Origin of the sequence: Streptomyces sp. NPDC090088, assembly GCF_044747345.1 — a bacterium.
In the GTDB taxonomy this organism is placed as follows: domain Bacteria; phylum Actinomycetota; class Actinomycetes; order Streptomycetales; family Streptomycetaceae; genus Streptomyces.
This window is the reverse complement of record NZ_JBIVDZ010000015.1, coordinates 109498-131433: the sequence shown is the minus strand read 5'-3', so window position 1 is coordinate 131433 and position 21936 is coordinate 109498. Positions and strand designations below refer to the sequence as shown.

Below are 21936 nucleotides of genomic sequence, written 5' to 3'. Positions count from 1 at the left end.
GTCCACTCTTTCTGTTTCTTACAGACACAATCACTTGTGGTCCTGACGGACCGTCTACGGTCTTTCGACAACCACATCGGTCGTATTGATCGCGGCAACCGCTGGAACATCGGGATTCCAGTTTCAGCTCCTCAGCCAACTTCCGGCTGACCAGCCCACCCAGCCCGGAAGAGTCCGGCCTGGATCTTCATGTGGGCCGATACGTCCTCGATGATCACGTCCGCCGCTGCTAGTGCCAGACGTGGGCGGCTTGCGGGTAATGCTTTCAGGCGACGGGGCCATGCGTGCGATACGCCCTCTGTAAACCGTAGGGCGGGCGGCCTCACCGCGCTGGCGTCTATCTGTGCCCGTTGCTCTCCTCGATGATGGTGTCCGCCGGAACGGAGATGGCATCCTTGCCGGCGTTTGCGGCGCCGCACGCCACAGTAATCACTGTGGCGTGGCCGTAGCCCGGATGGAGGGCTACGGCGGTGGTCGGGCGACCCGAAGCAGGCAGACGGTAGTGCTCCCGGAAAGGGAGTTGCGTGGCATGTCGCCCAGCGTTGCACAGGAGCCGAGCGCCTGGGGGGTAAGAAACTCTCCCCCCTGCTTCCCTCCGAGGGCGCAGCCCTCCTCTTTGCAACGCAGCAGCACAGATGCAAAAGTGAATCGCCGGACAGCGTTCAAGGGTCCGTCGCCAGCAGGTGTCAACTGCCGAGTCGGTCGTGTATCGGTCATGGTCCGGACAGGCGGCTTGGGTGAGGAGACTGAACGCTCCGGAGGTGTCGGCCCGGCGAAGAGGCAGGCGTGGGTCAATGACCAGTCAGGAAGAAGCGTTGTCCGCGCTCTGGAAATTCAATGCAGAGAATCCCACACATACCCGAAAATGTAATCCTTATCTCACCGTCGGGCTATCCAGGTCATTAGCTAGTAGGACTCCGTTAGGTCTTTCTGTCGGTCGTGTTCAGCGGCATGGTGAGTGTGTGGACGCACATGAAGTGAACCGTGTTCGGGCGAAGTTGGCGTTAATCGTAGCTGATGTGTTCTCCTCGGTGCCGCACAAGGACCAGCGGGCCAAGAGCGACTGCTATCTGCGGGGATTGATGGTGGACGGTCGCCGCAAGTCCATCCAGGCCATGGCCTCGCGGCTGCCGGACGGCAACGAACAGAACATGCAGCAGTCCGTAAACCAGTCACCGTGGGATCCGGTGCCGGTGTGGCGGCGGATCGCGCAGCGGATGGTGCCGCTGATCGGCCCCCGGATACCTGGGCGGTGGACGACGTGTCGTTCCCCAAGGACGGCCGGATGTCGGTCGCCGTCGCCCACCAGTACTGCGGAGCGTTGGGCAAACAGGCCAACTGCCAGGTCGCGGTGAGCGTGCACGCGGTCACTGACACCGCGTCCTGCCCGCTTCAATGGCGCCTGTTTGTACCCCAAGAGTGGGCCGATGACGCCGAGCGGCGGCGCAAAACCGGGGTTCCCGAGGACGTCGGGCACCGGGAGAAGTGGCGACTGGCGCTGGACATCATCAATGAGCTGGCCGGATGGGACCTGACCCCGCCGGTGCTGGTGGCAGATGCCGGCTACGGCCAAAACGCCGACTTCCGAGGCGGACTGGATGACCAGGGCATCGGATGCGTCGTCGCCATCCGGTCTGATGTGCCCCGTCCACCCGCATGACGCGCAGCCCATCACGCCGCCCTGGTCCGGCAACGGCCGCAAGCCGCAGCCCTGCTACCGGGACAAGCCCACCTCGGGGCCGCCTGGGCCACCAGCCGCGGACGGCAGGCGTTCACCGAGGTGACCTGGCGGGAAGGCTCCCGCGGGCTGATGCGCTCGCGCTTCCTGGCGCTATAGGTACGGCCGGCCGGCGTGCGCTCCCGCCGCCTTGCCCAGGCCGCTGCTATCGCCCGCGACGACCACTGGGACGGCGTTCTGCCCGAGGTGACGCTGCTGGCCGAATGGCCCGAGGAGGCCGAAGCACCCACCGCCCACTGGCTCTCCAATCTGCCCGAGGACACCCCGCTGGCTGAACTGGTGCGCCTGGCAAAAATCCGCTGGCGCATCGAGCACGACTATCGGAAGCTCAAACACGGCCTGGGCCTGGACCACTTCGAGGGCCGCTCGTGGAACAGCTGGCACCACCACGTCACCCTGGTCACCGCCGCCCATACCTTCCTGACCGAACAGCGGCCGACCCCAGCCGACCAGACGGATCAGCGTGGTGCGGTCGGGGAATGTGCCGACCACGTCAGCGCGGCGCCGGATTTCCTTGTTCAGCCGTTCCTGGGGGATTGTTCGACCAGATCTGCCGCCAGATCTCGCGCGGGAAGGCAGTGAACGCCAGGAGGTCGTGCTGGACAACGTCCAAGTGGGTTGCGGCCTTGGGGAACTTGGCCTCCAGGGCGTCCAGAACGTGCCGCACCTGGGCCTGGATGGCGTCGGCGTTGGGCTGTAGGCCGGGATCAGGCGGCCGGTCCGAGAACCGGATCATCTTCGCCTTCGACTCGACGCGTTCAGCCCCCCTTGTGTGCAGGGTGTAAGCAGCGATCAAGAGTCGAGCGGCGCTCTGCCTTCCCCGTCGTACCTCCGGACTTCGGCGGCCGACCAGATGTGCGCCTGTGTCACCGCCTCGGCCCAATCGGCGTTGCGGCTGCGAAGCGCCTCGACGAGCTCGGAGTGGCTGCTCATCGAGCGGCACAACCGAACGGGGTCGTAGTGCTGGAACGTCCGGCGAGCGAGCGGGAGCAACCGGAACGTCTGCAGTGTGGACTGCAGAGTGGGGTTGCGCGCGGCGCTGCTCACGATCTCGTGGAACCTGCCGTTGATCACCGCCAGCTCATCGAGGTTCTCGCCGCTCGGTGAGCTGGCCAGCTGGTGCATCTTGGCATCGAGTTTCTCCAGGTCGGCCAGTTGGTCCGCGGTGATGCGCTCGGCGGCCGCCCGGGCCGCCATCCCTTCCAGGGTGGCCCGGATCCCCGTGACATCCTTCGTTTCGGATGGCGGAACGGCCCTCACCACTGCGCCCCGATTCGGGCGGACCTCGACCAGACCTTCGGATGCGAGTCGGCTCAACGCCTCACGAATGGGCGTGCGGCTCACACCGATCTGTTCGGCCAGCATGCTCTCCCGTAGACGGAACCCGGGGGGCAGTGGGCCGTTCAGGATCAGCGAGCGGATCGCGTCGACCACCCGGTCGACGGTGTTGCCTCGCGTGGACTCAACGCCTGCCATCCTCACATTGTATGCAAGATTGAGGCTCACTACCAGAGCCTCAATCCGCATCAAGACGACCTCATCAGCGAGACGGGAGGTTTTCTAAGAAGAAACAAGTTCTTGACAACAGAATACACAGAGAGCTTGTATGCATCTTAGCCGCCGTCCAATGAGGAGGTTGCCCCATGGGCACTCGGCGCTTCGATGACGAAGACCCCCAACTCGACTCCCTCTACGGCGATCTCGCCGATCTCGACCTACAGCCCCTGTGGCGTCTGTCCGGCACCCTGACCGACGAGCCGGTGCCGCGTGCACAGCCGTACCGATGGCGGGCGAAGCAACTGCGCGAGCTGGGCGAGCGTGCCGGCCGCCTGGTGCCCATCGACCGGGGCGGCGACCGGCGGGTGCTTTCCTGCGCGAATCCCGGACTCGCCGGCGCCCCTCATGCCACAACGACGCTTTGGGCCGGGCTGCAGTACCTCGGCGGTCACGAGTACGCCCCGGCGCACCGCCACACCCCCGCGGCGCTCCGGTTCGTCTTCGAGGGCGCCGGCGTGTGGACGCTCGTGGACGGCGACCCGATCCACATGTCCCGGGGTGACCTCGTGCTGACACCGTCACGGACATTCCATGAGCATCACAACACGACGGCCGATCCGATGATGTGGCTCGACGTCCTGGACGTCCCGGTCGTGTCCTACCTCGAATCGATCTTTTACGAGGACGGCCCGAGCGACGACGTGGACCGCCGCACGGCCACGCGGTCAGCTGCGGAACGGCGGTGGGCGCTGGGCAGCGGGCTCACGCCGGTGGCCCGGGACCTTCCGGCCCCCGCCGATCACTCGCCGCTGCTCGTATACCGCTGGAGCGACACCGACAAGGCCCTGCGGATGCTCGCAGGCGACGTCGAGCGCGATGTGAGGCTGCGCTTCACCGACCCCGCGAGGGGAACGGACGTCATGCCCACGATGCGCTGCGAGATGCAGCGCATCCCCGCCGGCCGCACGACGACCCCGCACCGGCAGACCGGCTCCCGGGTGGGCGCCGTGCTGAACGGCACCGGCACGCTCGTTATCGCCGGGCAGGAGTTCAACGTCCAACCGGGCGATGTCTTCGCCGTGCCTTCGTGGAGCTGGTGCACGCTGGCCTCCGGCACGCCCGAGGACCTTGATGTCTTCACGGTCAGTGACGCCCCGATCCTTGAGGCGATCCGGCTGAGTCGCGAAGAGTGGCAGGAGGAGCGGCGGTGAGGTTCGTCAGTTTCGAGACCAGGCACGGCGGCTGTGGTGCGGGCGTCCTGACCGATGAGGGAATCCAGGTGCTGCTGCTTGACGACCGGCGGGAGCGGGGCATTTCGCCGATACGCCGGCTGCTGCTGGAGACCGAGGGCCGGCTGACCGAGCTCCGGAACCAGGCGGACGCCTCCCCGGTGCTGCGAATCGCCGATGTTCGCGTCGACATCCCGGTGCCGGACCCTTCGAAGATCGTCGCGGCGCCCGTCAACTACCGCGACCACCAAGCCGAGATGCGCCAGGAGACTCACGTCAACACACTCGGTGTGTTCCTCAAGTCGCCCTCGTCCCTCGTGCCGCACGGCGGCGTGGTCCAACTGCCCTATCATGACCGTCGGTTCGACCAGGAGGGCGAACTGGCGCTGGTGGTGGGGCGGGAGATGTCCCACGTCCCTCCGGAGGAGGCGCTGGACCATGTCGCTGGCTACACCTGCCTGCTCGACATGACGATGCGCGGCGGCGAGGACCGCTCGATCCGCAAGTCCTTCGACACGTTCACGCCCATGGGACCCCACCTGGTCACCCCCGACGAGGTCGGGCCGCTGGAGACGCTCGAACTGCGTTGCTCGGTGGACGGCACACCCCGGCAGCACGCCCGCATCACCGACCTGATCTGGGACGTCCCGAGGCTGCTGTCGTACATCTCGAGCGCGATGCGGCTGCTGCCGGGAGACGTGGTCTCCACCGGCACGCCCGCCGGCGTCGGTGAGGTGCGCGACGGTCATCGGATCGTCGTGGACATCGACCGGATCGGCCGGCTCGACGTCTCGGTGAGCTCGGCCGGAGCCGTGGCCTCCCCGACACGTGGCCACAAGGTGCCGCACGCCGTCGCCGCGGTACCTGCTCGCTGATCCAATCGAGACGCCGACCGTCCCGAACCTGCCTGCCCACGGCCGGGCCCCAAGCCGCTGCACCTCCGCATCAGCAGGGATCTCAACGCACAAGGTCTCGCGCCCCACACAAAGACGGGCGCCGACGAGTCCACGTGGCATGGCGTCACTCCACCGCACTCCGGTCCCATGCCCCTCGCCACGGCCTGCGACAACCTTCGCGCGCGGGCCCACCCACGCTCGCCTCACGCCTCCCCACGCCATCGAACTGAGGCGAACACAGCTCGCCGTCGTGACCGGTTCACCGTACGCGAGCGAGCGGAACGGGCTCGCGCGCGGACCGATCAGAGAGGAATCGTCATGCCTGAAGACAGAAACACAGAACACAAACGCACAGAGACCGGCCGCAACGTCACATGGAGCCCAGTGTCGCTGCTGGTCGTCGGGATCTGCCTGGTCACGATCATCGCGGACGGCTACGACGTCGTCGTTTTCGGCGCCGTGATTCCGTCTCTTCTCCGTGAGCCGGGATGGCACCTGACCACGGCCGGTGCCGGTGTGATCGGTGCGCTGGCCCTGCTCGGAATGTTCGTGGGGTCGCTCACCGTCGGCGCGCTCACCGACAGGTTCGGCCGCAGAAAGACGCTAATCGGGTGTCTCGCCTGGTTCTCGGTGCTGACCGGACTGTGCGCGGTCACGCCCTCCCCCGAGATGTTCGGTCTGCTGCGCTTCGTAGCCGGCCTCGGGCTCGGTGGCGTACTGCCGACCGCCACGGCCCTCACCGGGGAGTACTCGGACCGGAGGTCGCGCAACCTGGTCTACGCGGCCATGCTCAGCGGCTTCCCGCTGGGCGGCATCCTCGCCGGCTTCGCAGGGACCCACCTCATCCCGGAGTTCGGATGGCACGCGATGTTCCTGATCGGGCTGGTTCCTCTTGTCCTGGTCGTGCCCGTGGCCTGCCTCTACCTGCCCGAGTCGATCGTCTTCCTCCTCGCGAGCGGCCAGCGAGCCGAAGCCGAGAAGATAGCCGCACGCTGGCACGTCCCGTTGGAAACGCAGGTGCAGGTAGGGAAGGCAGATGTCCCGGCCCCCGCCTCCGAATCCGACACCGGCTCGCCGGTCGCGCGCCTCTTCTCACGCGCCTACGTGCGGGCGACCGTCTGCTTCCTGCCGTCGACCTTCATGTGCCTGTTCATGATCTACGGGGTCAACACGTGGCTTCCCGAGATCATGCGCCGGGCGGGTTACCCACTCGGTTCCGCGCTGAGCTTCCTCCTCGTGTTCAATATCGGAGGCGCGGTCGGCATGCTCGTCGTCTCCCTGGCGGCCGACCGGCTCGGTTCCAAACCGATCCTCGTCGCAACGTTTCTCCTCGCCAGCACGTCCGTGGTCCTGCTCAGCCTGCGGTTGCCCACCGCGGCGCTGTACACGCTCGTCGCACTGGGCGGCGTCGGGACGATGGGAACACAGACGTTCCTCCTCGCCTATGTCTCCAAGCACTACCCGGTACGTATGGGCGCCACGGCGATGGGCTGGACGCTGGGCTTCGGACGCCTCGGCTCCGTCCTCGCGCCGCCTCTGCTCGGACTAATCCTCGGGTCCGGGCTGGCCTTCCGCTGGGACTTCTACGCTCTCGCCGTACCCGGTCTCCTGGGAGCCGCACTGATCACGCTCGTTCCCCGCGCGCCGGGCACGAGGTCGGCCGACGGGCGAGAGGCGCCCGACACCGTCTCACCTGTGGTCGAAGAGGCGGCCTGACCCGAGGTTCAGTGCGGCGCCTCGGTCGCCTCCTCGGCGACCCGCAGTACCGCGCGACCCGCCGCCGGTCGGCATGGGTCATGCGCCTGATCGGCACGAAGACGTCGAAGGCGACCTGGCATGGTGGCTCGTCGAGCGGACAGGACCCGGCCATCGAGGCCGCCCACCCCCTCCTCGCTCTCCTCCGTACTCGTGGCGTACCCCGGCCACGGGCCACTTCGACCTCTCTGTCCGACTCCGCTCACGTGGCAATGGAGTTCGAGGTCAGCTGCTGCAACCCCTCGGCCGGGTAGCGCCGTCACAGCTCGTCGTCCGACAACTGCCCGAGGCGGGCCCTACCAGTCGAGGTATGGCCCGGGAAAAGCGAATTGCCACGGCTCGGCTGCCCCACGGCAGGCCAGCAGCCAGGGCCCCCGACCCGGCGCACCGCCACTCCCCGGCAGCGCTCCGAAGTTCCAGCACCAACGAGTTTGCGTCCCCGAGACCGTCCGTTCGCGGATCGAAACCAAAACCAAACCGAAGGAGCCCCTCCCATGATCGCACGGCTCAACAGCGCCCAGCCATACGCGCTCGGCCTGTTCCGCATCGTCGTCGGCCTGCTCTTCGCCTGCCACGGTGCCGCCTCGCTTTTTGGCGTCCTCGGCGGCGCCATGGGCACCAAGGGCGGCACCATCCCGACCGGCACCTGGCCGTTCTGGTACGCCGCCGTGATCGAGCTCGTCGCCGGCACCCTAGTGTTGCTGGGCCTCGGCACGCGCGGTGCCGCGTTCATGGCGTCGGGCTCGATGGCGTTCGCGTACTTCAAGGTGCACCAGCCGGGCGCGCTGTGGCCCATCCAGAACGGCGGCGAGCTGCCCGTGCTGTTCTGCTGGTCGTTCCTGGTGCTGGTCTTCGCCGGCTCTGGCGCGTTCAGCCTCGACCGCCTCCTCGTCTCCAGGTCAGCTGCGACGAATGAGAAGCGGACCTCGAAGCCCGTCACTGCCTGATCCGTTCCGGAGGTGCAGCGGCGCCAGCCCCCAAGCGGGGCCGGGCGCTGTCCGCAGTGCTGAATCATGGGTGATCGCTCCAGCCCCCAGGGAGCGGCATCCCTGTCACGACCTCGAGCTACGCCTCAACGCCGTCACCAGGCCGTGGCGGAGGCGGCTCAGTGCAGCACCTCGGCCGCCTCCTCGGCAACCTCACGCAGCACCGCGCTGATCCGGCGCTGGTCGACATGGTTCATGCGGCTGATCGGCACGGAGACATTGAAGGCGACCTGCATGGGCGCTTGTTGGGCGGAGAGGGCAACGGCGACGGAGCCCACGCCCTCCTCGCTCTCCTCCGAACTCGTGGCGTACCCCAGCCGACGGGCCAGTTCGACCTCCCTCTGCAGCTCCGCCCATGTGGCCACGGAGTTCGGGGTCAGCTGCTGCAACTCATCGGCCGGGTAGCGCCGTCGCAGCTCGTCGTCCGACAACTGCGCGAGGAGTGCCTTGCCGGTCGAGGTGCAGTGGGCTGGCATCGACTGTCCGAGGCGGGAGGCGACGCGTACGGCGCGCGGGCTCTCCAGCGCGTCCACGAACCGGACCGTCGTCCCGTCCAGGACCCCGATGTGCACGGTCTCCTGCAGTTCGGCATTAAGCCGTTTCAGGAAGGGATGCAGGGCCTGCCGGACGTCGAAGCGCTGAAGGATGGAGAAGGCGACACCGGTGAGCGCCGTTCCCGGCACGTACGCCTTGCCCCGCTCGGCCTGCCTGATGAAGCCGCGGTACATGAGCATCGCGAGCAGGCGGTGCGCGGTGGAGGTCGCGACCCCCAGGTACTGGGCGACCTCGGTGAGCCTGAGCTCGTTCCGCTCGCCGAGCAGGAGCAGCACCCTCAGCGCGTTGTCCACCGACTCGATCGGGTACTGCGGCGCGGCTCCATTGGCCGGCGACGACTGAACGTCGGACTTCTTCATAGCAGAAGAATATGCCAACCCTGAGATGGCGGTCTGCCCTCCCCCGGACCCTTCCTCAACAGCAGCAGCACCTTGAGAGCAACGTGAGCCCGGGCGCGCTGCCGGTATGCCAAAGCGCCGGCCCCAAACCCCCACCCAGCGCCCCGCCTTCTCGCGGTTGACCGCATCGAGCCCCGATGTTCTACTGGACAGAGACATTCTCCGCTATACAGAGACTTGGCAGCGATGAACGATCACACCAACGTCCTCGACGACGTGCGCCGCGGAATGATTCCCGCGCACATCTACAACGACCAGGACGTCTTCGAACTGGAGAAGAAGCGGCTATTCAGCCGTGCATGGATGTTCGCGGGGCACGAGTCGGAGATACCGGCTCCCGGCGACTACGTCGTACGGCGGGTGCTCGACGACTCCTTCATCCTCGTCCGCGACGAGAAGGGCGAGATCCGCGCCCACTTCAACATGTGTCTACACCGCGGTATGCAGGTGTGCCGTGCGGAGATGGGCAACGCCTCCCACTTCCGCTGCCCCTACCACGGCTGGTCGTACCGCAACGACGGCCGCATTGCGGGCCTGCCGTTCCACCAGGACGCCTACGGCGGCGAGGACGGCTTCCGCCGCAAGGGTCAGCGGCTGCTGCCCGCCCCCAACCTGGACACATACAACGGCTTGATCTTCCTGAGCATGGACCCCGAGGCTCCGGCCCTGAGCGACTACCTCGGCGACTTCGCGTTCTACCTTGACTACTACACGAAGCAGAGCCCGAGCGGCATCGAGCTGCGCGGCCCACAGCGGTGGCGGGTGAAGGCCAACTGGAAGATCGGCGCGGAGAACTTCGCCGGCGACATGTACCACACACCTCAGACCCACACGAGCGTTGTGGAGATCGGTCTGTTCCGCGAGCCCAAGGCCGAGAAACGCAAGGACGGCTGCACCTACTGGGCGGGCAACGGTGGCGGCACGACGTACAAACTGCCGCCGGGCACCCTGGAGGAGCGGCTGAGGTACGTCGGCTATCCCGACGAGATGATCGAGCGGATGAAGAAGTCCTGGTCCGAGGATCAGCTCCGGGTCATCGGCGACGACGCCTTCATGATCTCCGCCGCCTCGCTCTTCCCCAACCTCAGCCTGGTGCACAACTGGCCGAAGGTCGCCGACAGCGACGACGTGCTCCCGTTCATCTCCCTGCGCCAGTGGCAGCCCGTCAGTCAGGACGAGACGGAGGTCCTGTCCTGGTTCGCCGTCGACGCCGAGGCGCCCGAGGAGTTCAAGGAGCTGTCGTACAAGGCGTACCTCATGTGCTTCGGCTCCACCGGCATGTTCGAGCAGGACGACGTGGAGAACTGGGTCTCCCTCACGAACACGGCCGCCGGCTCGATGGCCCGGCGCCTGCTCCTCAACAGCCGCATGGGACTCCTCAGCGACGACACCGAGGTCACCCCGCAGCTCACTCCCGAGCAGTTCGCGGGTCCGGGCACGGCACACACCGGTTACGGCGAATACAACCAACGCGAGCTGCTGAACCGCTGGGCCGACTACCTCGCCACACCGGCCTCGACCGCATCCACGGTCCGGGTCGGCCAGGACCGCCGCCCCGCTGACCCACCGAAGAACGACAGGACCGGGAGCCCTGCATGAACACACAGAACGGGACGTACCGCGGCGGCGTCTACTCCGCGGCCCGCACGGGCACCCACTCCGAGCAGTCCACCCTCGGCGCCAGGGCCTCCCGCGTCCAGCCGGCGGGAGCCACCCTGCCCTTCCACGACGAGCGCCACCTGCTGGCGCATCAGTGGCTGGTCAACGAGGCGTACCTCCTGGACACCCAGTCGTACGAGGAATGGCTGGACCTGCTCACGGAAGACATCCACTACCTCATGCCGGTACGGGTCACCACCGCGCTCGGCTCCGGCTTCGACACCGCCCCCGGCATGGCCCACTTCGACGAGGACAAGTACTCCCTCTCCCGCCGCATCGCCCGGTTCTTGACCGAACACGCCTGGACCGAGGACCCGCCGTCGCGGCTGCGGCACCACCTCACCAATGTCCGTACCTTCGCCGCCGACGCACCGGACCACCTGGTGGTGGAGTCGGGCATGCTGCTGTACCGCAGCCGTGGCGACTACCGGGAGGCGGCCCAGGTCTCCGCCGGCCGGGAGGACCTGCTGCGCCTCACCGACGACGGATGGAAACTGGCGCGCCGCACCATCCTCGTCGACGACTCGGTGATCCGTATGCAGAACCTGGCGGTGTTCCTGTGACGCTGTCCTGGGAGGGTGAGGACGAGGACGCCCGGGCCGCCCGCCGGGCCGCCGCGGACAAGGCTGTCCTGGAGGCCGGCCGCACCGGCGATTCCCTCACACTGGGCAACGAGTTCTCCGAGATCCGGGTCAGCCGCGCGGCGACCCGCAACGGCTTGCGCCTGCTCATCGAGTCGACCCGCTCGGGTCAGTGGGTGGCCCTGTGCCCGCTGGAACTGGAGGCTCTGACGTGGCAGAACACGGCTACCTTCGCCGCGCTGATCGGCAGCCCCTTCGGCCCGCTCCTCACCGAGGAGGAGGCATGAGCGGGGAAGGCATGAGCGGCTGGCTGAACGGCAAGCGCGCCCTTGTGGTGGGCGCGGGGTCGGGCATCGGCAGGGCCGTCGTCGACGTGTTCCGCGCCGAAGGCGCACAGGTCGCCGCGCTCGAACGGGACGCGGCCAAGTGCCGGGCCCTGCGGAAAGAAGTCCCGGGTGTCCCCGTGGTCGAGGGCGACGCCACGACCCGATCCGCCAACGAAGAGGCGGTCACGGCCGCCGCGGACGCCTTCGGCGGCCTCGACGTCCTCGTCAACTGCGTGGGCATCTTCGACTACTACAAGGGCCTCGGCGAACTGCCCGCCGACGTACTGGACGAGGCGTTCGACGAGATGTTCTCCGTCAACGTCAGAAGCCAACTGCACTCCGTCAAGGCCGCCCTGCCGACGCTACGGGAGGGTAAGGGGACGATCGTCCTCACCGAGTCGACTTCCGCCTACCACCCGGGTCGTGGCGGAGTCCTCTACGTCTCCTCCAAGTTCGCCGTGCGCGGGCTGGTCACCGCCCTCGCGTACGAACTCGCCCCCGACGTCCGTGTGAACGCGGTGGCGCCCGGCGGCACCCTCGGCACCGACCTGCGCGGCCTCGACAGCCTCGGCCTGGCCGAACGCAGCCTGGGCGACACCCCGGGCCGCGCAGACGAACTCGCCGCCCGGGTCCCGCTCCGGACTGCCCTCTCCGCGACCGACCACGCCTGGAGCTACGTCTTCCTCGCCTCCGACCGGTCGCGGGGCATCACCGGACGCACCGTTCACCCAGACGGCGGCATCGGCGTCAAAGCGTGAGTCCCACCCCACCCCATCCGACCTCATTCGAAAGGACGGCACCGTGCCTCTCCTCAAGGCGGACCTGGCGGCCTGCCAGGGATACGCGAACTGCGTCATCTCGGCACCGGACACCTATGACCTGGACGACGACGGCGTCGTGGTCCTCCTGAAGACCGAAATCACCGACGACGACCTGCCCCGCGTCCAGGAAGCGGCCCGCAGTTGCCCCGTCTCCGTACTCACCATCGAGGGCGCGTGAGCGGCCGCACCGTCCTGGTCGTGGGCGCCTCCGTGGCCGGTGTACAGGCGGCGCGTGCCCTGCGCGCGCAGGGCCACGGAGGAAGGATCGTCCTGGCGGGAGCCGAGCCCCAACTGCCCTACGACAAGCCGCCGCTGTCCAAGCAGTACCTGGCAGGAGACTGGGACACAGAACGCTTCCGGCTGCTGGGTGAGCAGGAAGCGCGGGACCTGGACATCGAACTCCGGCTCGGCACCCCCGCCGTGAAGCTCGACCCCATCGACCACCGGGTCCGCTTCGAAGGCGGCAGCGAGTGCGGTTACGACACGTGCGTCCTGGCCACGGGAGCCCGGGCACGGCCCTCACCCTGGCGGGTCGACTCCGGGCTGCACCTCGTCCGTTCCCTCGCCGACGCCGAGGCCCTGCGGGCGGACCTGGAGCGGGGCGGGCACGTGGTGGTCATCGGCGCCGGTTTCATCGGTGCCGAGACGGCCTCCACCGCCCGCGCCCTCGGCTGCGAGGTCACGGTCGTCGACCCGTCCCCCGCCCCCATGCAACGAGTACTCGGCCCGGAGCTGGGCAAGCTGTTCGTCTCCCTGCACGAACGCCACGCAGTGCACACCCGGTTCGGCCGTGCCGTACGGTCGATAACCGGGACGGCGGGCGATCTCGCCGTCACCCTCGACGACGGCGAGACACTGCGGGCAGGCACGGTCGTGGTCGGCATCGGAGCCGTCCCCAACGACGGCTGGCTCACCGGGTCCGGCCTGGACCTGGTCGACGGTGTGCTGTGCAACGAGTACTGCCGTGCCGTCGGCGCAGAGGACGTCTTCGCGGCCGGCGACGTGGCCCGGTGGTTCCACCCCGGCCGCGAGAAGCATCTGCGCGTGGAGCACTGGACCAACGCCGTCGACCAGGCCGCAGTGGTCGCCCACAACATCGTCCACCCCGAGGCACCACAGCCCTACGCGCCCGTGGAGTACGTCTGGAGCGACCAGTACGACTGGAGGATCCAGATCGTCGGCCGCCCGGCCACGGCGGTTCGGCACACCGTGATCGGCGAGTTCGAGGAGAACGCCCGTGCCGCGGCCCTCTTCGGCGACGCAGCGGGCCGGCTCAGCGCCGCCGTAACCGTCAACTGGCCACGTGCCCTGCTGGAGTGCCGACGTCTCGTCTCCGCCGGGAGTGCACTGGGCGACGCCGAGCAGCGCGTCAACGCACTCGCGCAACCGCCCCGTCCTGTCCCGAGTTCCGGAGCCGCCTTGTGACGAAGCAAGACCTGGCCCTACTGCGCCGACTGGTCGCCGACGCCTGCCGGGTGCTCGCCGCGCGAGGGCTCGCCGACGGCATCCTCGGCCACATCAGCCTGCGCGTCGACGAGCGCACGCTGCTCGTTCGGTGCCGCGGCCCGCGCGAGCGCGGCCTGCTGTACACCGAGCCAGCCGACATCCGCCTGGTCGACGTCGACGGAGCAGCGGTCACTCCCGGAGAACTGGACGGATGGACCGTGCCGAACGAACTCCCCTTGCACACCGAGGTCCTGCGCACCCGGGCGGACGTGACGTGCGTCGTCCACACGCATCCGCCGGCAGTCGTGGCAGCGGACCTGGCGGGGCTGGGGATCCGCCCAGTCATAGGCGCCTTCGACATTCCCGGCACGCGGCTCGCGGCCCGTGGGGTACCGGTCTATCCGCGCGGGGTTCTGATCCGCGATCGCCGACTCGCAGCCCAAATGGTCACCGCGCTCGGTGACCGTGACGCCGTTGTACTCCGCGGCCACGGACTGACCACCACCGGCACCGGCGTCCCCGAGGCCGTCCTGCGAGCCATCTCGGTCGACACCGTCGCTCGCCTCTCCCTGGATGTCGTCAAGGCGGGCGGAACCCTGACCGATCTCCCCGAGGAGGACATACAAGAACTCCCCGACCTGGGCGACTCGTTCAACCATGACACGGCCTGGCGACACGAGCTCGCACGGATCGGATGAGGTGTGGTCGAGGACAGTTCCCGACATCCCCATCGTCCTCGGTCTCCGCCGACGCTCGGATGAGTCCCCGAGTCGTGCAGACGATGCGCTCCCGAAGCAGTTCCGCAACCTGGGGTTCCACGAAGTACTCCGCGCCTCCGGAGCCACCGCGACGCTGCTCAGCGTGGGTTCCTTCCCGCTGTACGTACTGCTGTCGTACTTCGCCCCCGAACTGATAGATATCTGGATAGTCGGCCACTCTGATTGCCTATTGTCCCGCCAAGTCACTCTGGACGAGCACTCGCGATGGTGTCGGTTCCCGCGATGCCCTTGTTCATGGACGGTCCCTTCGTCGCGCCGTGGGATGCAACTCCAGGCCGTGCCGGTGCGGCGGCTCGGCCAGCAGAGGAACGCAGCTTCCCGGAACTCCCATAGGAATGAGGGAAGTTGCGACGAACATCGAAGGGCCTCACCGGCGGCCCCGGCCTTCACACTCTGAGCGGTCCCAGACATGCCACAGGCCCGGGGGCCAAAGGGCGGCCGCGGCCGTAGTACTCCGGTTCCGCCGTCCGTCGTCCTGGCGTAGTACGTACGAGGGGATGGGGCCTGGCGCCCAGCCGCCAGGCCGGTGTCGGTCGGGGTGGTTACTGGACGAGCTCCCAGTCCTGGGAGCCGTCGGTGGCTGCGGTCTGCAGAGTTAGCTGTGCCCCGTCCGACGCTCCGGTCAGGTAAAGGCTGGTGTTCTTGACCGACCGCAGCTTGTAGAAACCGTCACTGGTCTTGACGAGATTCCAGCTGCCGGTGGAGCTGTTGTCGACCCACTGGCCGATCTGCTGTCCGGCCATGGCGTTTCCGGTCCAGATGGCCGCCGCACGGCCACCCGCCTTGTTGAGCAGGCTCACACCGCCGTTCGGCTCGGTCGTCACATGCCAGTACTGGGTGTCCGCGTTCGCCGCCGAACCGGGCGCTTCCAGCTTCACATCGGGGGCATCACCGTTACCGAGGTTGGCGTCGTTGGTCTTGTTCCCGGTACCGATCACCTGGTCGGTCTTGCGGTTGACCAGCTGGTAGTAGGCGCCTTCGGTGTGGCCGAGGTCGACCTCCGCGTAGGCGATGACCGAGGTGTCCTGGTTGTTGAGGATGGAGATGCGGCCCGTGGCATCGACGTACTGGAGGTTGCGGCTGTAGCCGGCCTTCGAGGTGGTCTGGTACTCCTTCCAGGTGCCGTCGCTGCGCCCGGTCTCGTTGACCCAGACGCTGCCGCTGCCAGCCGCGTTGTAGACCAGGCGCCCGCCGGGCAGTCTGATGAACACCGGGCTGCCGCCCGTCGCGAGCGTGTGCGAACCGGTGTCGACCGGCAGGGTGTTGATCCCGGTGCCGGTCGCGGAGCCCTTGAAGAACTCCAGCGGGCTGTCGGCGATCTGGTAGCGGGTGTTGGTCCCGCCGCCCCAGTACTCGTACGTGATCATCCACTTGCCGTTGGTGGTCCGCACGACGTTCGTCATGCCCGGCCGGCCGCCGCCTATTTCCGTCTTGCCGCCGCCCATGTCCTGGGTCAGCCCGGCGATGTCGACAACGGGGTCGCTCCACGAAGTGCTGTAGCCGTCCCAGGTCTTGTGGACGAGGATTTGGCCGAGGGAGTCGGTGGCGGTGTCGTTGCCCGTGTCCAAGGTGGGGACGCCGGTGGTCGCGTTGAAGCCAGTGTAGTCGTTCTCGTCGGAGTAGTAACAGACGAGCTTGCCCTTGTAGACCATCAGGTATGGCTCCCAGAGGGGGTCAACCTGCTTGTTCGTGTTCGCGGCGGCGACGTTCCGGCCGATCGCGCCCGCGCTCCCGCCCTCCCAGCCTCCCGTGGCAACGACGTTGACGATCTTCCAGCTCGCCCCGTCATCGGTGCTGGAATACAGGGCTATCGCGAGGTTGTTGCGGTCGCCGTCGTCGGACGGGATCCAGCTGGAGTCGGCCGCCTTGTGCTCCTTGTAGTAGTAGTCGTCGCCCGAGACGACACTTGCGAGCAGCAGCGTGCCCTGCTTCAGGGCGCCGACGTCCTGCGGGAGCGTATACAAGTACGGGTTCGTCCAGTTGCTGGTGTACTTCGCGTACTTGGGGTCACCGGAGATGTACGCCGGGGCCTTGACCTCCGACAGCGACTGCCAGGTCGTCCCGTCGTCGTCACTCTTGTAGACCGGCAGAATTTGGCCGTCGGCACTGCCCGACGAGGGTACGACGGTGGCCTTCTCAAACGACGCGACCAGCCTCCCGCTCGACAGCTGTGCCGACTTGGGGTAGATCGCGCAGTTGCCCCTGCCCTTCAGACACGGGGCGCTGCCGAGCTGGTACATGATCCCGCCGGTGGGGTTGTAGGCTTGCGCGCCCGCCATGGGCATCGCCAGCAGCGCCGTCGTCGCGAAGACGCCCGCCAGCGCTCTGACGACTCTTCTCTTCCCGGTCTTCCCGGGCCTACCTATGTGCACGACTCCTCCTCTGGGTGGTGCGGGATGGTGCCCACGAAGGGCGGCTCAGGACCCGTACGTCCCACGGGCCAGGTCCAGTGCCGTGCCCGCGGAGACCGGCGTGCCGTCCAACACGTCGGCGAGGCCGGCTGGGGTCTGGATCCGGGCGGGCGCTCAGCTGGAGTTGTGGACGACGACACGGCCAACTCGTGCAGCGGTACGCGGCCAGTCCGTATGTCTGCGCTGTCATGACTGCGCAGACATATCTACGCAGCGAGGCGGGGCGCGTCAAGGCTTCTTGCAGCATCGCTGCCATCTGGGTGTGAACCGGTCAACAGCTACGCGGCCCGTGGTGGGACAAGCCTGCCGACCCTGGATCGGAGGTGGCTGGCCACGATCGGCCGCACCACGACCGGGGACACCGCCGAGCTGGGTTGCGTCCAGGGAAGTGGTGTACGGGTTCGACCTGATCCGGGGGTTTGCTCCGGCGTCGGGATGAGGCCCGCATAGATGAACGGCCACCGGCTGATCTTCGAGGTGCCGAAGCCCGAAGGAGAGCAGCACGATGACCGCACCCAACAGTCTGCCCCTGCACGTCCTTGCCGAGGACGACCTCGCGGCGGCGAGTCCCGATCTGCTGCGCGCGATGGTCAAGACATTCGCCGACGCACTCATGTCCGCGGAGGCCGACGCCCTCTGCAACACCGAATACGGGCAGGTCAGCGACGAGCGAGTCAACCACCGCAGCGGATATCGCCCGCGGGAGTGGGGCACCTGGGCGGGCACCGTCGAACTCGCCATCCCCAGGCTCAGGTCCGGGAGTTACTTCCCGCACTGGCTCCTCGAACGCCGCCGGCGGGCCAAACAGGCCCTCATCTCGGTGGTCGCCACCGCCTACCTGCTCGGCGTGAGCACGCGCAGGGTCGAGAAGCTCGCCGAGTTCCTGAGGGTCACCCAGCCGTCGAAGTCCCAAGTCTCGGTGATGGCCAAGCACCTGGACGAGCAGATCGCCGCATTCCGCAACCAGCCTCTTGACGCCGGCTCCTACGCATTCGTCTGGGTCGATGCCCTGACCCAGAAGGTCCGCCAGGGTGGCCGCATCATCAACGTCCACGCGCTGATCGCGGTCGGGGTCAACGTCGACGGCCACCGCGAGATCCTCGGCCTAGACGTGGCCACCGCCGAGGACGGGGCCGGCTGGCTGGCCTTCCTGCGCTCATTGATCGCCCGCGGCCTGCCCGGCGTCCACCTGGTCATCTCCGACGCGCGCATGGGCCTGGTCAACGCGATCGGCGCCACCCTGCCCGGCGCAAGCTGGCAGCGATGCCGCACCCACTCGCCCGCGCTGCTGAGCCAGGTCCCCAAGTCGGCCCAGCCGTGGGTGGCCACGCTGCTGCGGACCGTCTTCGAACAGCCCGACACCGATGCCGTCCAGGCCCAGATGCGGCACGTCCTGGACGCCCTGGAGGCCAAGTTCCCCAAGGCCGCAGCCCACTTGGACGCCGCTCAGGGCGACGTGCTGACGTTCACCGCGTGAGATCTGGCGGCAGATCTGGTCAAACAATCCGCAAGAACGGCTGAACAAGGAGATCCGCCGCCAGACCGACATCGTCAGGATCTTCCCCGACCGCACCGCCCTGATCCGCCTGGTCAGCTCGGTCCTGGCCGAGCAGAACGACGAGTGGACCGAAGCCCGCCGCTACATGGGACTCGACGTGCTCGCCAAGGCCCGCCTCCACCCGATCGAGTCAGAATCCGACGAGACCGCCCTCCCGGCCGAACTCACCGCATAGCTTCAAAGAAGAGATCACCGAGTGGCCGTTGATACACCACTCCCGCGGACGTGACCTTGTCCTCCCGCGGCATCCGGCACCGCTGGGTCGTGGAACGGACCGCGTCCTGGCTGTCCGGCTGCTGGCGCCGCCTCTACGAACGCGAGCCGGAACACCTCCTTGCCTTCACCGCCATCTCAGCGGCCCTCATATGCCACCGCCGACTCACTGACTGAAATGAGTCTTACGCCGCCAAAACCATGACCGTCACAGACGGCGACGATTATGTGCCATTCTGTAGTCCAGCCAAGCCCAGCAGCTGCGCAGACAGCACCCACACTCTGCCAGTCAGACCGTATGAAAAAACGTCGGTGGCTGTGACCGTCTCGGTCCGCCTCACGAAAGGACTCAGCACAATCACCTTCCGCTTGCAGGAACTGCCGAACTAGACGACACCACCTACGCCTCGGACACCTTCCCTGGTGTGCTGCTCCGCTCCCGCTGCGCGCCATTGTTCAACCGGATCATGGCCGCGCCGTACGCGCGCGAAGTCCAATGAACCGCTCGACGAAGATCCGACCCACGTCCTCGTCGCCCTCTCGCCAAGTCGATAGACGCTGAACAACAGCGCCCTCTCCCTCCCTGCGGCTGCGATCGGACCTCGGCGAGAGATCCGCAATACTTCTTCCACAGCCAGATGTCCAGGCACAACCTTTGCTTCTCATGCGCCTGGCCGTCGTGCGACTCTGGAAACATGAGTCGTGACCTGCACCTGAACGAGCTTGGGGAGTTCCTCAAGGCACGGCGTGCCGACCTCAGCCCGGCCGACGTAGGCCTCCCTACCTCGAGCGAACAGCCGCGACGGGTGGCCGGCCTGCGCCGCGAGGAGGTGGCACTGCTGACCTCCATCAGCACCGAGTATTACGCGCGGATCGAGCAGGGCCGCCTACAGGCGTCCACTCCCGTACTGGCCGACCTCGCTCGGGTGCTCCGACTCAACTCGGACCAGCGTACCTATCTCTTTGAGCTCGCCGCCAAGAACGAGCTTCCCCCTCACGATGCCCGGCAGAAAGTGGACCCACAGCTGCAGCTCCTCCTCAACGACCTCGCCACCACCCCCGCGGTCGTCTCTGGCCGCCGTACCGACGTTCTGGCCTGGAATCAGCTGGCAGCCGCCCTGATCGCCGACTACGGAAACATTCCGGTGGACCGCCGGACCTTCATCCTCATGCTGTTCACCGACCCCGCTCTGCGAGCCCTGTACGTAGATTGGGAAGAAGCCGCCCGCCTGGCCATCGCCCAGGTCCGTATGGAAAGCGCACGCTACCCGGGCGACCCGAAGCTCGCGACCCTCGTGGAGAAGCTCTCGGCGCACGATGCGCAGTTCCGGCAGTGGTGGACCGAGCACCATGTCGCCGCCAGGACCACCGGAACTAGGCGGCTGCGCCATCCGGTCGTCGGGGATCTCACCCTCGGTTGGAATACCCTCACGTCCACTTCCGATCCCGACCAGAAGATCATCTTCTGGACTGCCCCGCCCAGCTCACCCTCCCACGACGCGTTGCGGGTGCTCACTTCCTGGGCCGCGGACCAAAACCTCATGGCTTCCGGGAACGTCGCCTGATTATTCGCAGATCAACTGCCCAAGCCGCGCGTTCCGTTGGAACGGGCTCAAGGCCGCGATACTCCTCGGATCGGAAGAATCCCACGCATTCTCTTCGTCGGGAGCCACCAGCATGAGCTACTTCATCGAGGTGGAGGAGAGATGGCTGCAGGCACTGGCTTGTCCCCACGTGATGGCGTACTTCGGCGAGGCCCAAAGCCCCTGCTGGCTCTGACGTGGCTAAAGGTTGTCCCGTAAGCGATCTTGAGGGTGGTAGGGGCGGCCGGCCGGGGCTCGGTTATCTGGTGAGGACGAAGTTGTACAGGCGGGCGATGCCGAGCATGGCGTAGTGGACGCCGTCGCCCTTCAGGCGGCAGTCACGGAGGATCTTCCAGCCCTTCATACGGGCGAAGGTGTGCTCGACGCGTGCCCGAACCCGCTTGTGCGCGCGGTTGTGTGCCTCCTTCCAGGCCGGGAGTTCCTTGCCCCTGGCTCGGCGGTGCGGAATGACGAGTCCGGTGCCCTGGTAGCCGCCGTCAGCGATGGTCGTGGTGTGGCCGACGGCGTCCTTGGCGCCTGATTCCTCCAGCCACGGGAGTCATGACGGTTGCCGGGCACAGGCCGGCCGACTATCACGACCGCCCTGGTGTCGGCGTCGATGACGACCTGGTGGGCGGTGGAGTAGCGATAGTTCTTTGACTGCTCGGCAATGCTGCGGTCGCGGGTCGGTACAAGGGTGCCGTCCACGATCAGCACTGCGTCCTTCACGAACCGCTTGCGTGGCGTGAGCGCGAGCTTCGGGCCAAGGTGGTCGATGATGCGGCTGGCTGCGGACTTCGACACACCGAACAGCGGCGCCAGTTGCCGTAACGTCAAGTTGGTCCGCCAGTAGGCGGTCACCAGCAGCACACGGTCCGCCAGCGACAGCCTCCACGGGCGCCCGCGACTCGGAGCGTCGGCTCCCTCTCTCCGCAGCTGGGTCACCAACTTGCCCAAGGTGCGTGGGCTCAGCCCCGTGAACGGGGTTATCCAGGACGGCTCCGCCGCCGTGATCACACCAGCCATCCAGAGATCATTTCAATTGCCGGTGCCCCTCCCCACGGTTGATCCTGGGCACCGGACAAGTAGGGGGACGCGATGGGACTGATGCTCTTCCCAGGTGACGACGACGTGGCGAGCCCAGACGTCTCCTGGTCCTACACGGGCTTCAGTATGTTCAGGAAGTGGTTGGCCCAGGCCGAGGGTTTCATGCTCGCCGAGATGGACGGCTTCGGCGGAGATCGCCAGTGGTCCAGCGTCTCCACCACGCTGGTGCCACTACTCAACCATCCAGACGACGATGGCCCCGACCTCACGCCTGCTCAATGCGCAGCGATGTTGCCCCGGCTGACAGCAATTCTCGACCAACGTCAGCCTGACGACGGCGACCCTGTCCACCGACGGCGCATCGAAGACGTCAGTCAGCTGGTCACTGTCCTGCGGATCTGCGTGGCCAAGGACGTTGAGCTCATCTTCGGCTAGCCCCAGGAGCGCGGCTCGGCCCG

Annotated in this window: 16 protein-coding genes and 5 pseudogenes; 16 read left to right on the top strand and 5 right to left on the bottom strand. The window is 67.2% G+C overall.

Translation table 11 applies throughout. The features are described 5' to 3' along the window. Positions 1–962 precede the first annotated feature (962 nt). Positions 963–2182 (top strand): annotated as a pseudogene (locus ACIPSJ_RS49900) (IS701 family transposase); the annotation flags it as partial. Here ACIPSJ_RS49900 and ACIPSJ_RS49895 read toward each other — a convergent pair. Both ACIPSJ_RS49895 and ACIPSJ_RS49890 read right to left on the bottom strand, forming a co-directional pair. Beyond that, positions 2183–2435: pseudogene (locus ACIPSJ_RS49895) on the bottom strand (transposase); the annotation flags it as partial. It abuts the pseudogene before it with no gap. Positions 2436–2530: 95 nt separating this feature from the next. Continuing rightward, positions 2531–3214, bottom strand: a complete 684-nt coding sequence (locus tag ACIPSJ_RS49890) for a GntR family transcriptional regulator (protein WP_401356708.1) — start codon at positions 3212–3214, stop codon at positions 2531–2533. Positions 3215–3381: 167 nt separating this feature from the next. On the opposite strand from ACIPSJ_RS49890, the gene ACIPSJ_RS49885 reads away from it, so the two are divergent. The 4 genes from ACIPSJ_RS49885 to ACIPSJ_RS49870 all read left to right on the top strand — a co-directional run bounded on the left by ACIPSJ_RS49885 (position 3382) and on the right by ACIPSJ_RS49870 (position 8062). Next, a complete protein-coding gene (locus tag ACIPSJ_RS49885; protein ID WP_401356706.1) occupies positions 3382–4446 on the top strand; it encodes a cupin domain-containing protein in 1065 nt (354 codons plus the stop codon). Beyond that, positions 4443–5339 (top strand): fumarylacetoacetate hydrolase family protein, encoded by an 897-nt coding sequence (locus tag ACIPSJ_RS49880; protein WP_401356703.1) that lies wholly within the window; start codon positions 4443–4445, stop codon positions 5337–5339. The genes ACIPSJ_RS49885 and ACIPSJ_RS49880 overlap by 4 nt, the downstream gene beginning before the upstream one ends. Before the next feature lie 168 nt (positions 5340–5507). Continuing rightward, the gene (locus ACIPSJ_RS49875) at positions 5508–7076 is read left to right on the top strand and encodes an MFS transporter (RefSeq protein ID WP_401356701.1); all 1569 of its coding nucleotides are present in this window, start codon (positions 5508–5510) and stop codon (positions 7074–7076) included. A gap of 533 nt (positions 7077–7609) precedes the next feature. Next, positions 7610–8062, top strand: a complete 453-nt coding sequence (locus tag ACIPSJ_RS49870) for a DoxX family protein (RefSeq protein ID WP_401356699.1) — start codon at positions 7610–7612, stop codon at positions 8060–8062. Positions 8063–8220: 158 nt separating this feature from the next. Here the strand turns inward: ACIPSJ_RS49870 and ACIPSJ_RS49865 are convergent, their stop codons facing one another. Next, positions 8221–9015 carry an IclR family transcriptional regulator gene (locus ACIPSJ_RS49865; RefSeq protein ID WP_401356697.1) on the bottom strand — a complete coding sequence of 265 codons (795 nt, stop codon included), beginning with the start codon at positions 9013–9015 and terminating at the stop codon, positions 8221–8223. Between the two features lie 225 nt (positions 9016–9240). On the opposite strand from ACIPSJ_RS49865, the gene ACIPSJ_RS49860 reads away from it, so the two are divergent. From ACIPSJ_RS49860 to ACIPSJ_RS49830, 7 genes are read left to right on the top strand one after another with little or no spacing between them, the layout of a single operon-like run. Beyond that, entirely contained in the window at positions 9241–10653 is a 1413-nt protein-coding gene (locus ACIPSJ_RS49860) for a Rieske 2Fe-2S domain-containing protein (RefSeq protein WP_401356695.1), read from the top strand. Beyond that, positions 10650–11276 (top strand): 3-phenylpropionate/cinnamic acid dioxygenase subunit beta, encoded by a 627-nt coding sequence (locus ACIPSJ_RS49855; protein ID WP_401356692.1) that lies wholly within the window; start codon positions 10650–10652, stop codon positions 11274–11276. The genes ACIPSJ_RS49860 and ACIPSJ_RS49855 overlap by 4 nt, the downstream gene beginning before the upstream one ends. After that, a complete protein-coding gene (locus ACIPSJ_RS49850; protein ID WP_401356690.1) occupies positions 11273–11581 on the top strand; it encodes a hypothetical protein in 309 nt (102 codons plus the stop codon). The genes ACIPSJ_RS49855 and ACIPSJ_RS49850 overlap by 4 nt, the downstream gene beginning before the upstream one ends. Continuing rightward, a complete protein-coding gene (gene hcaB / locus ACIPSJ_RS49845; protein WP_401356688.1) occupies positions 11578–12378 on the top strand; it encodes a 3-(cis-5,6-dihydroxycyclohexa-1,3-dien-1-yl)propanoate dehydrogenase in 801 nt (266 codons plus the stop codon). The genes ACIPSJ_RS49850 and hcaB overlap by 4 nt, the downstream gene beginning before the upstream one ends. Positions 12379–12421: 43 nt before the next feature. After that, complete coding sequence (locus ACIPSJ_RS49840) at positions 12422–12619, top strand: ferredoxin (protein ID WP_401356685.1); 198 nt, start codon at positions 12422–12424, stop codon at positions 12617–12619. Further along, entirely contained in the window at positions 12616–13866 is a 1251-nt protein-coding gene (locus ACIPSJ_RS49835; protein WP_401356683.1) for an NAD(P)/FAD-dependent oxidoreductase, read from the top strand. Before ACIPSJ_RS49840 ends, ACIPSJ_RS49835 begins: the two co-directional genes overlap by 4 nt. After that, on the top strand, positions 13863–14585 hold the full coding sequence (locus ACIPSJ_RS49830; protein ID WP_401356681.1) for a class II aldolase/adducin family protein: 723 nt from the start codon (positions 13863–13865) through the stop codon (positions 14583–14585). The genes ACIPSJ_RS49835 and ACIPSJ_RS49830 overlap by 4 nt, the downstream gene beginning before the upstream one ends. A gap of 623 nt (positions 14586–15208) precedes the next feature. Here ACIPSJ_RS49830 and ACIPSJ_RS49825 read toward each other — a convergent pair. Beyond that, positions 15209–16945, bottom strand: coding sequence for an RICIN domain-containing protein (locus tag ACIPSJ_RS49825; RefSeq protein WP_401356775.1), 1737 nt, complete (start codon positions 16943–16945; stop codon positions 15209–15211). Positions 16946–17582: 637 nt separating this feature from the next. On the opposite strand from ACIPSJ_RS49825, the pseudogene ACIPSJ_RS49820 reads away from it, so the two are divergent. The 3 genes and pseudogenes from ACIPSJ_RS49820 to ACIPSJ_RS49810 all read left to right on the top strand — a co-directional run bounded on the left by ACIPSJ_RS49820 (position 17583) and on the right by ACIPSJ_RS49810 (position 20413). Then, positions 17583–18810: pseudogene (locus tag ACIPSJ_RS49820) on the top strand (IS256 family transposase). Between the two features lie 59 nt (positions 18811–18869). Beyond that, positions 18870–19025, top strand: a pseudogene (locus tag ACIPSJ_RS49815) (IS5/IS1182 family transposase); the annotation flags it as partial. 518 nt (positions 19026–19543) lie between these two features. After that, a complete protein-coding gene (locus ACIPSJ_RS49810; RefSeq protein ID WP_401356678.1) occupies positions 19544–20413 on the top strand; it encodes a helix-turn-helix domain-containing protein in 870 nt (289 codons plus the stop codon). A 277-nt stretch (positions 20414–20690) separates the two neighbouring features. Here the strand turns inward: ACIPSJ_RS49810 and ACIPSJ_RS49805 are convergent. Continuing rightward, positions 20691–21457 (bottom strand): annotated as a pseudogene (locus tag ACIPSJ_RS49805) (transposase). A 72-nt stretch (positions 21458–21529) separates the two neighbouring features. On the opposite strand from ACIPSJ_RS49805, the gene ACIPSJ_RS49800 reads away from it, so the two are divergent. Beyond that, the gene (locus ACIPSJ_RS49800) at positions 21530–21913 is read left to right on the top strand and encodes a hypothetical protein (protein WP_401356675.1); all 384 of its coding nucleotides are present in this window, start codon (positions 21530–21532) and stop codon (positions 21911–21913) included. Positions 21914–21936 lie beyond the last annotated feature (23 nt).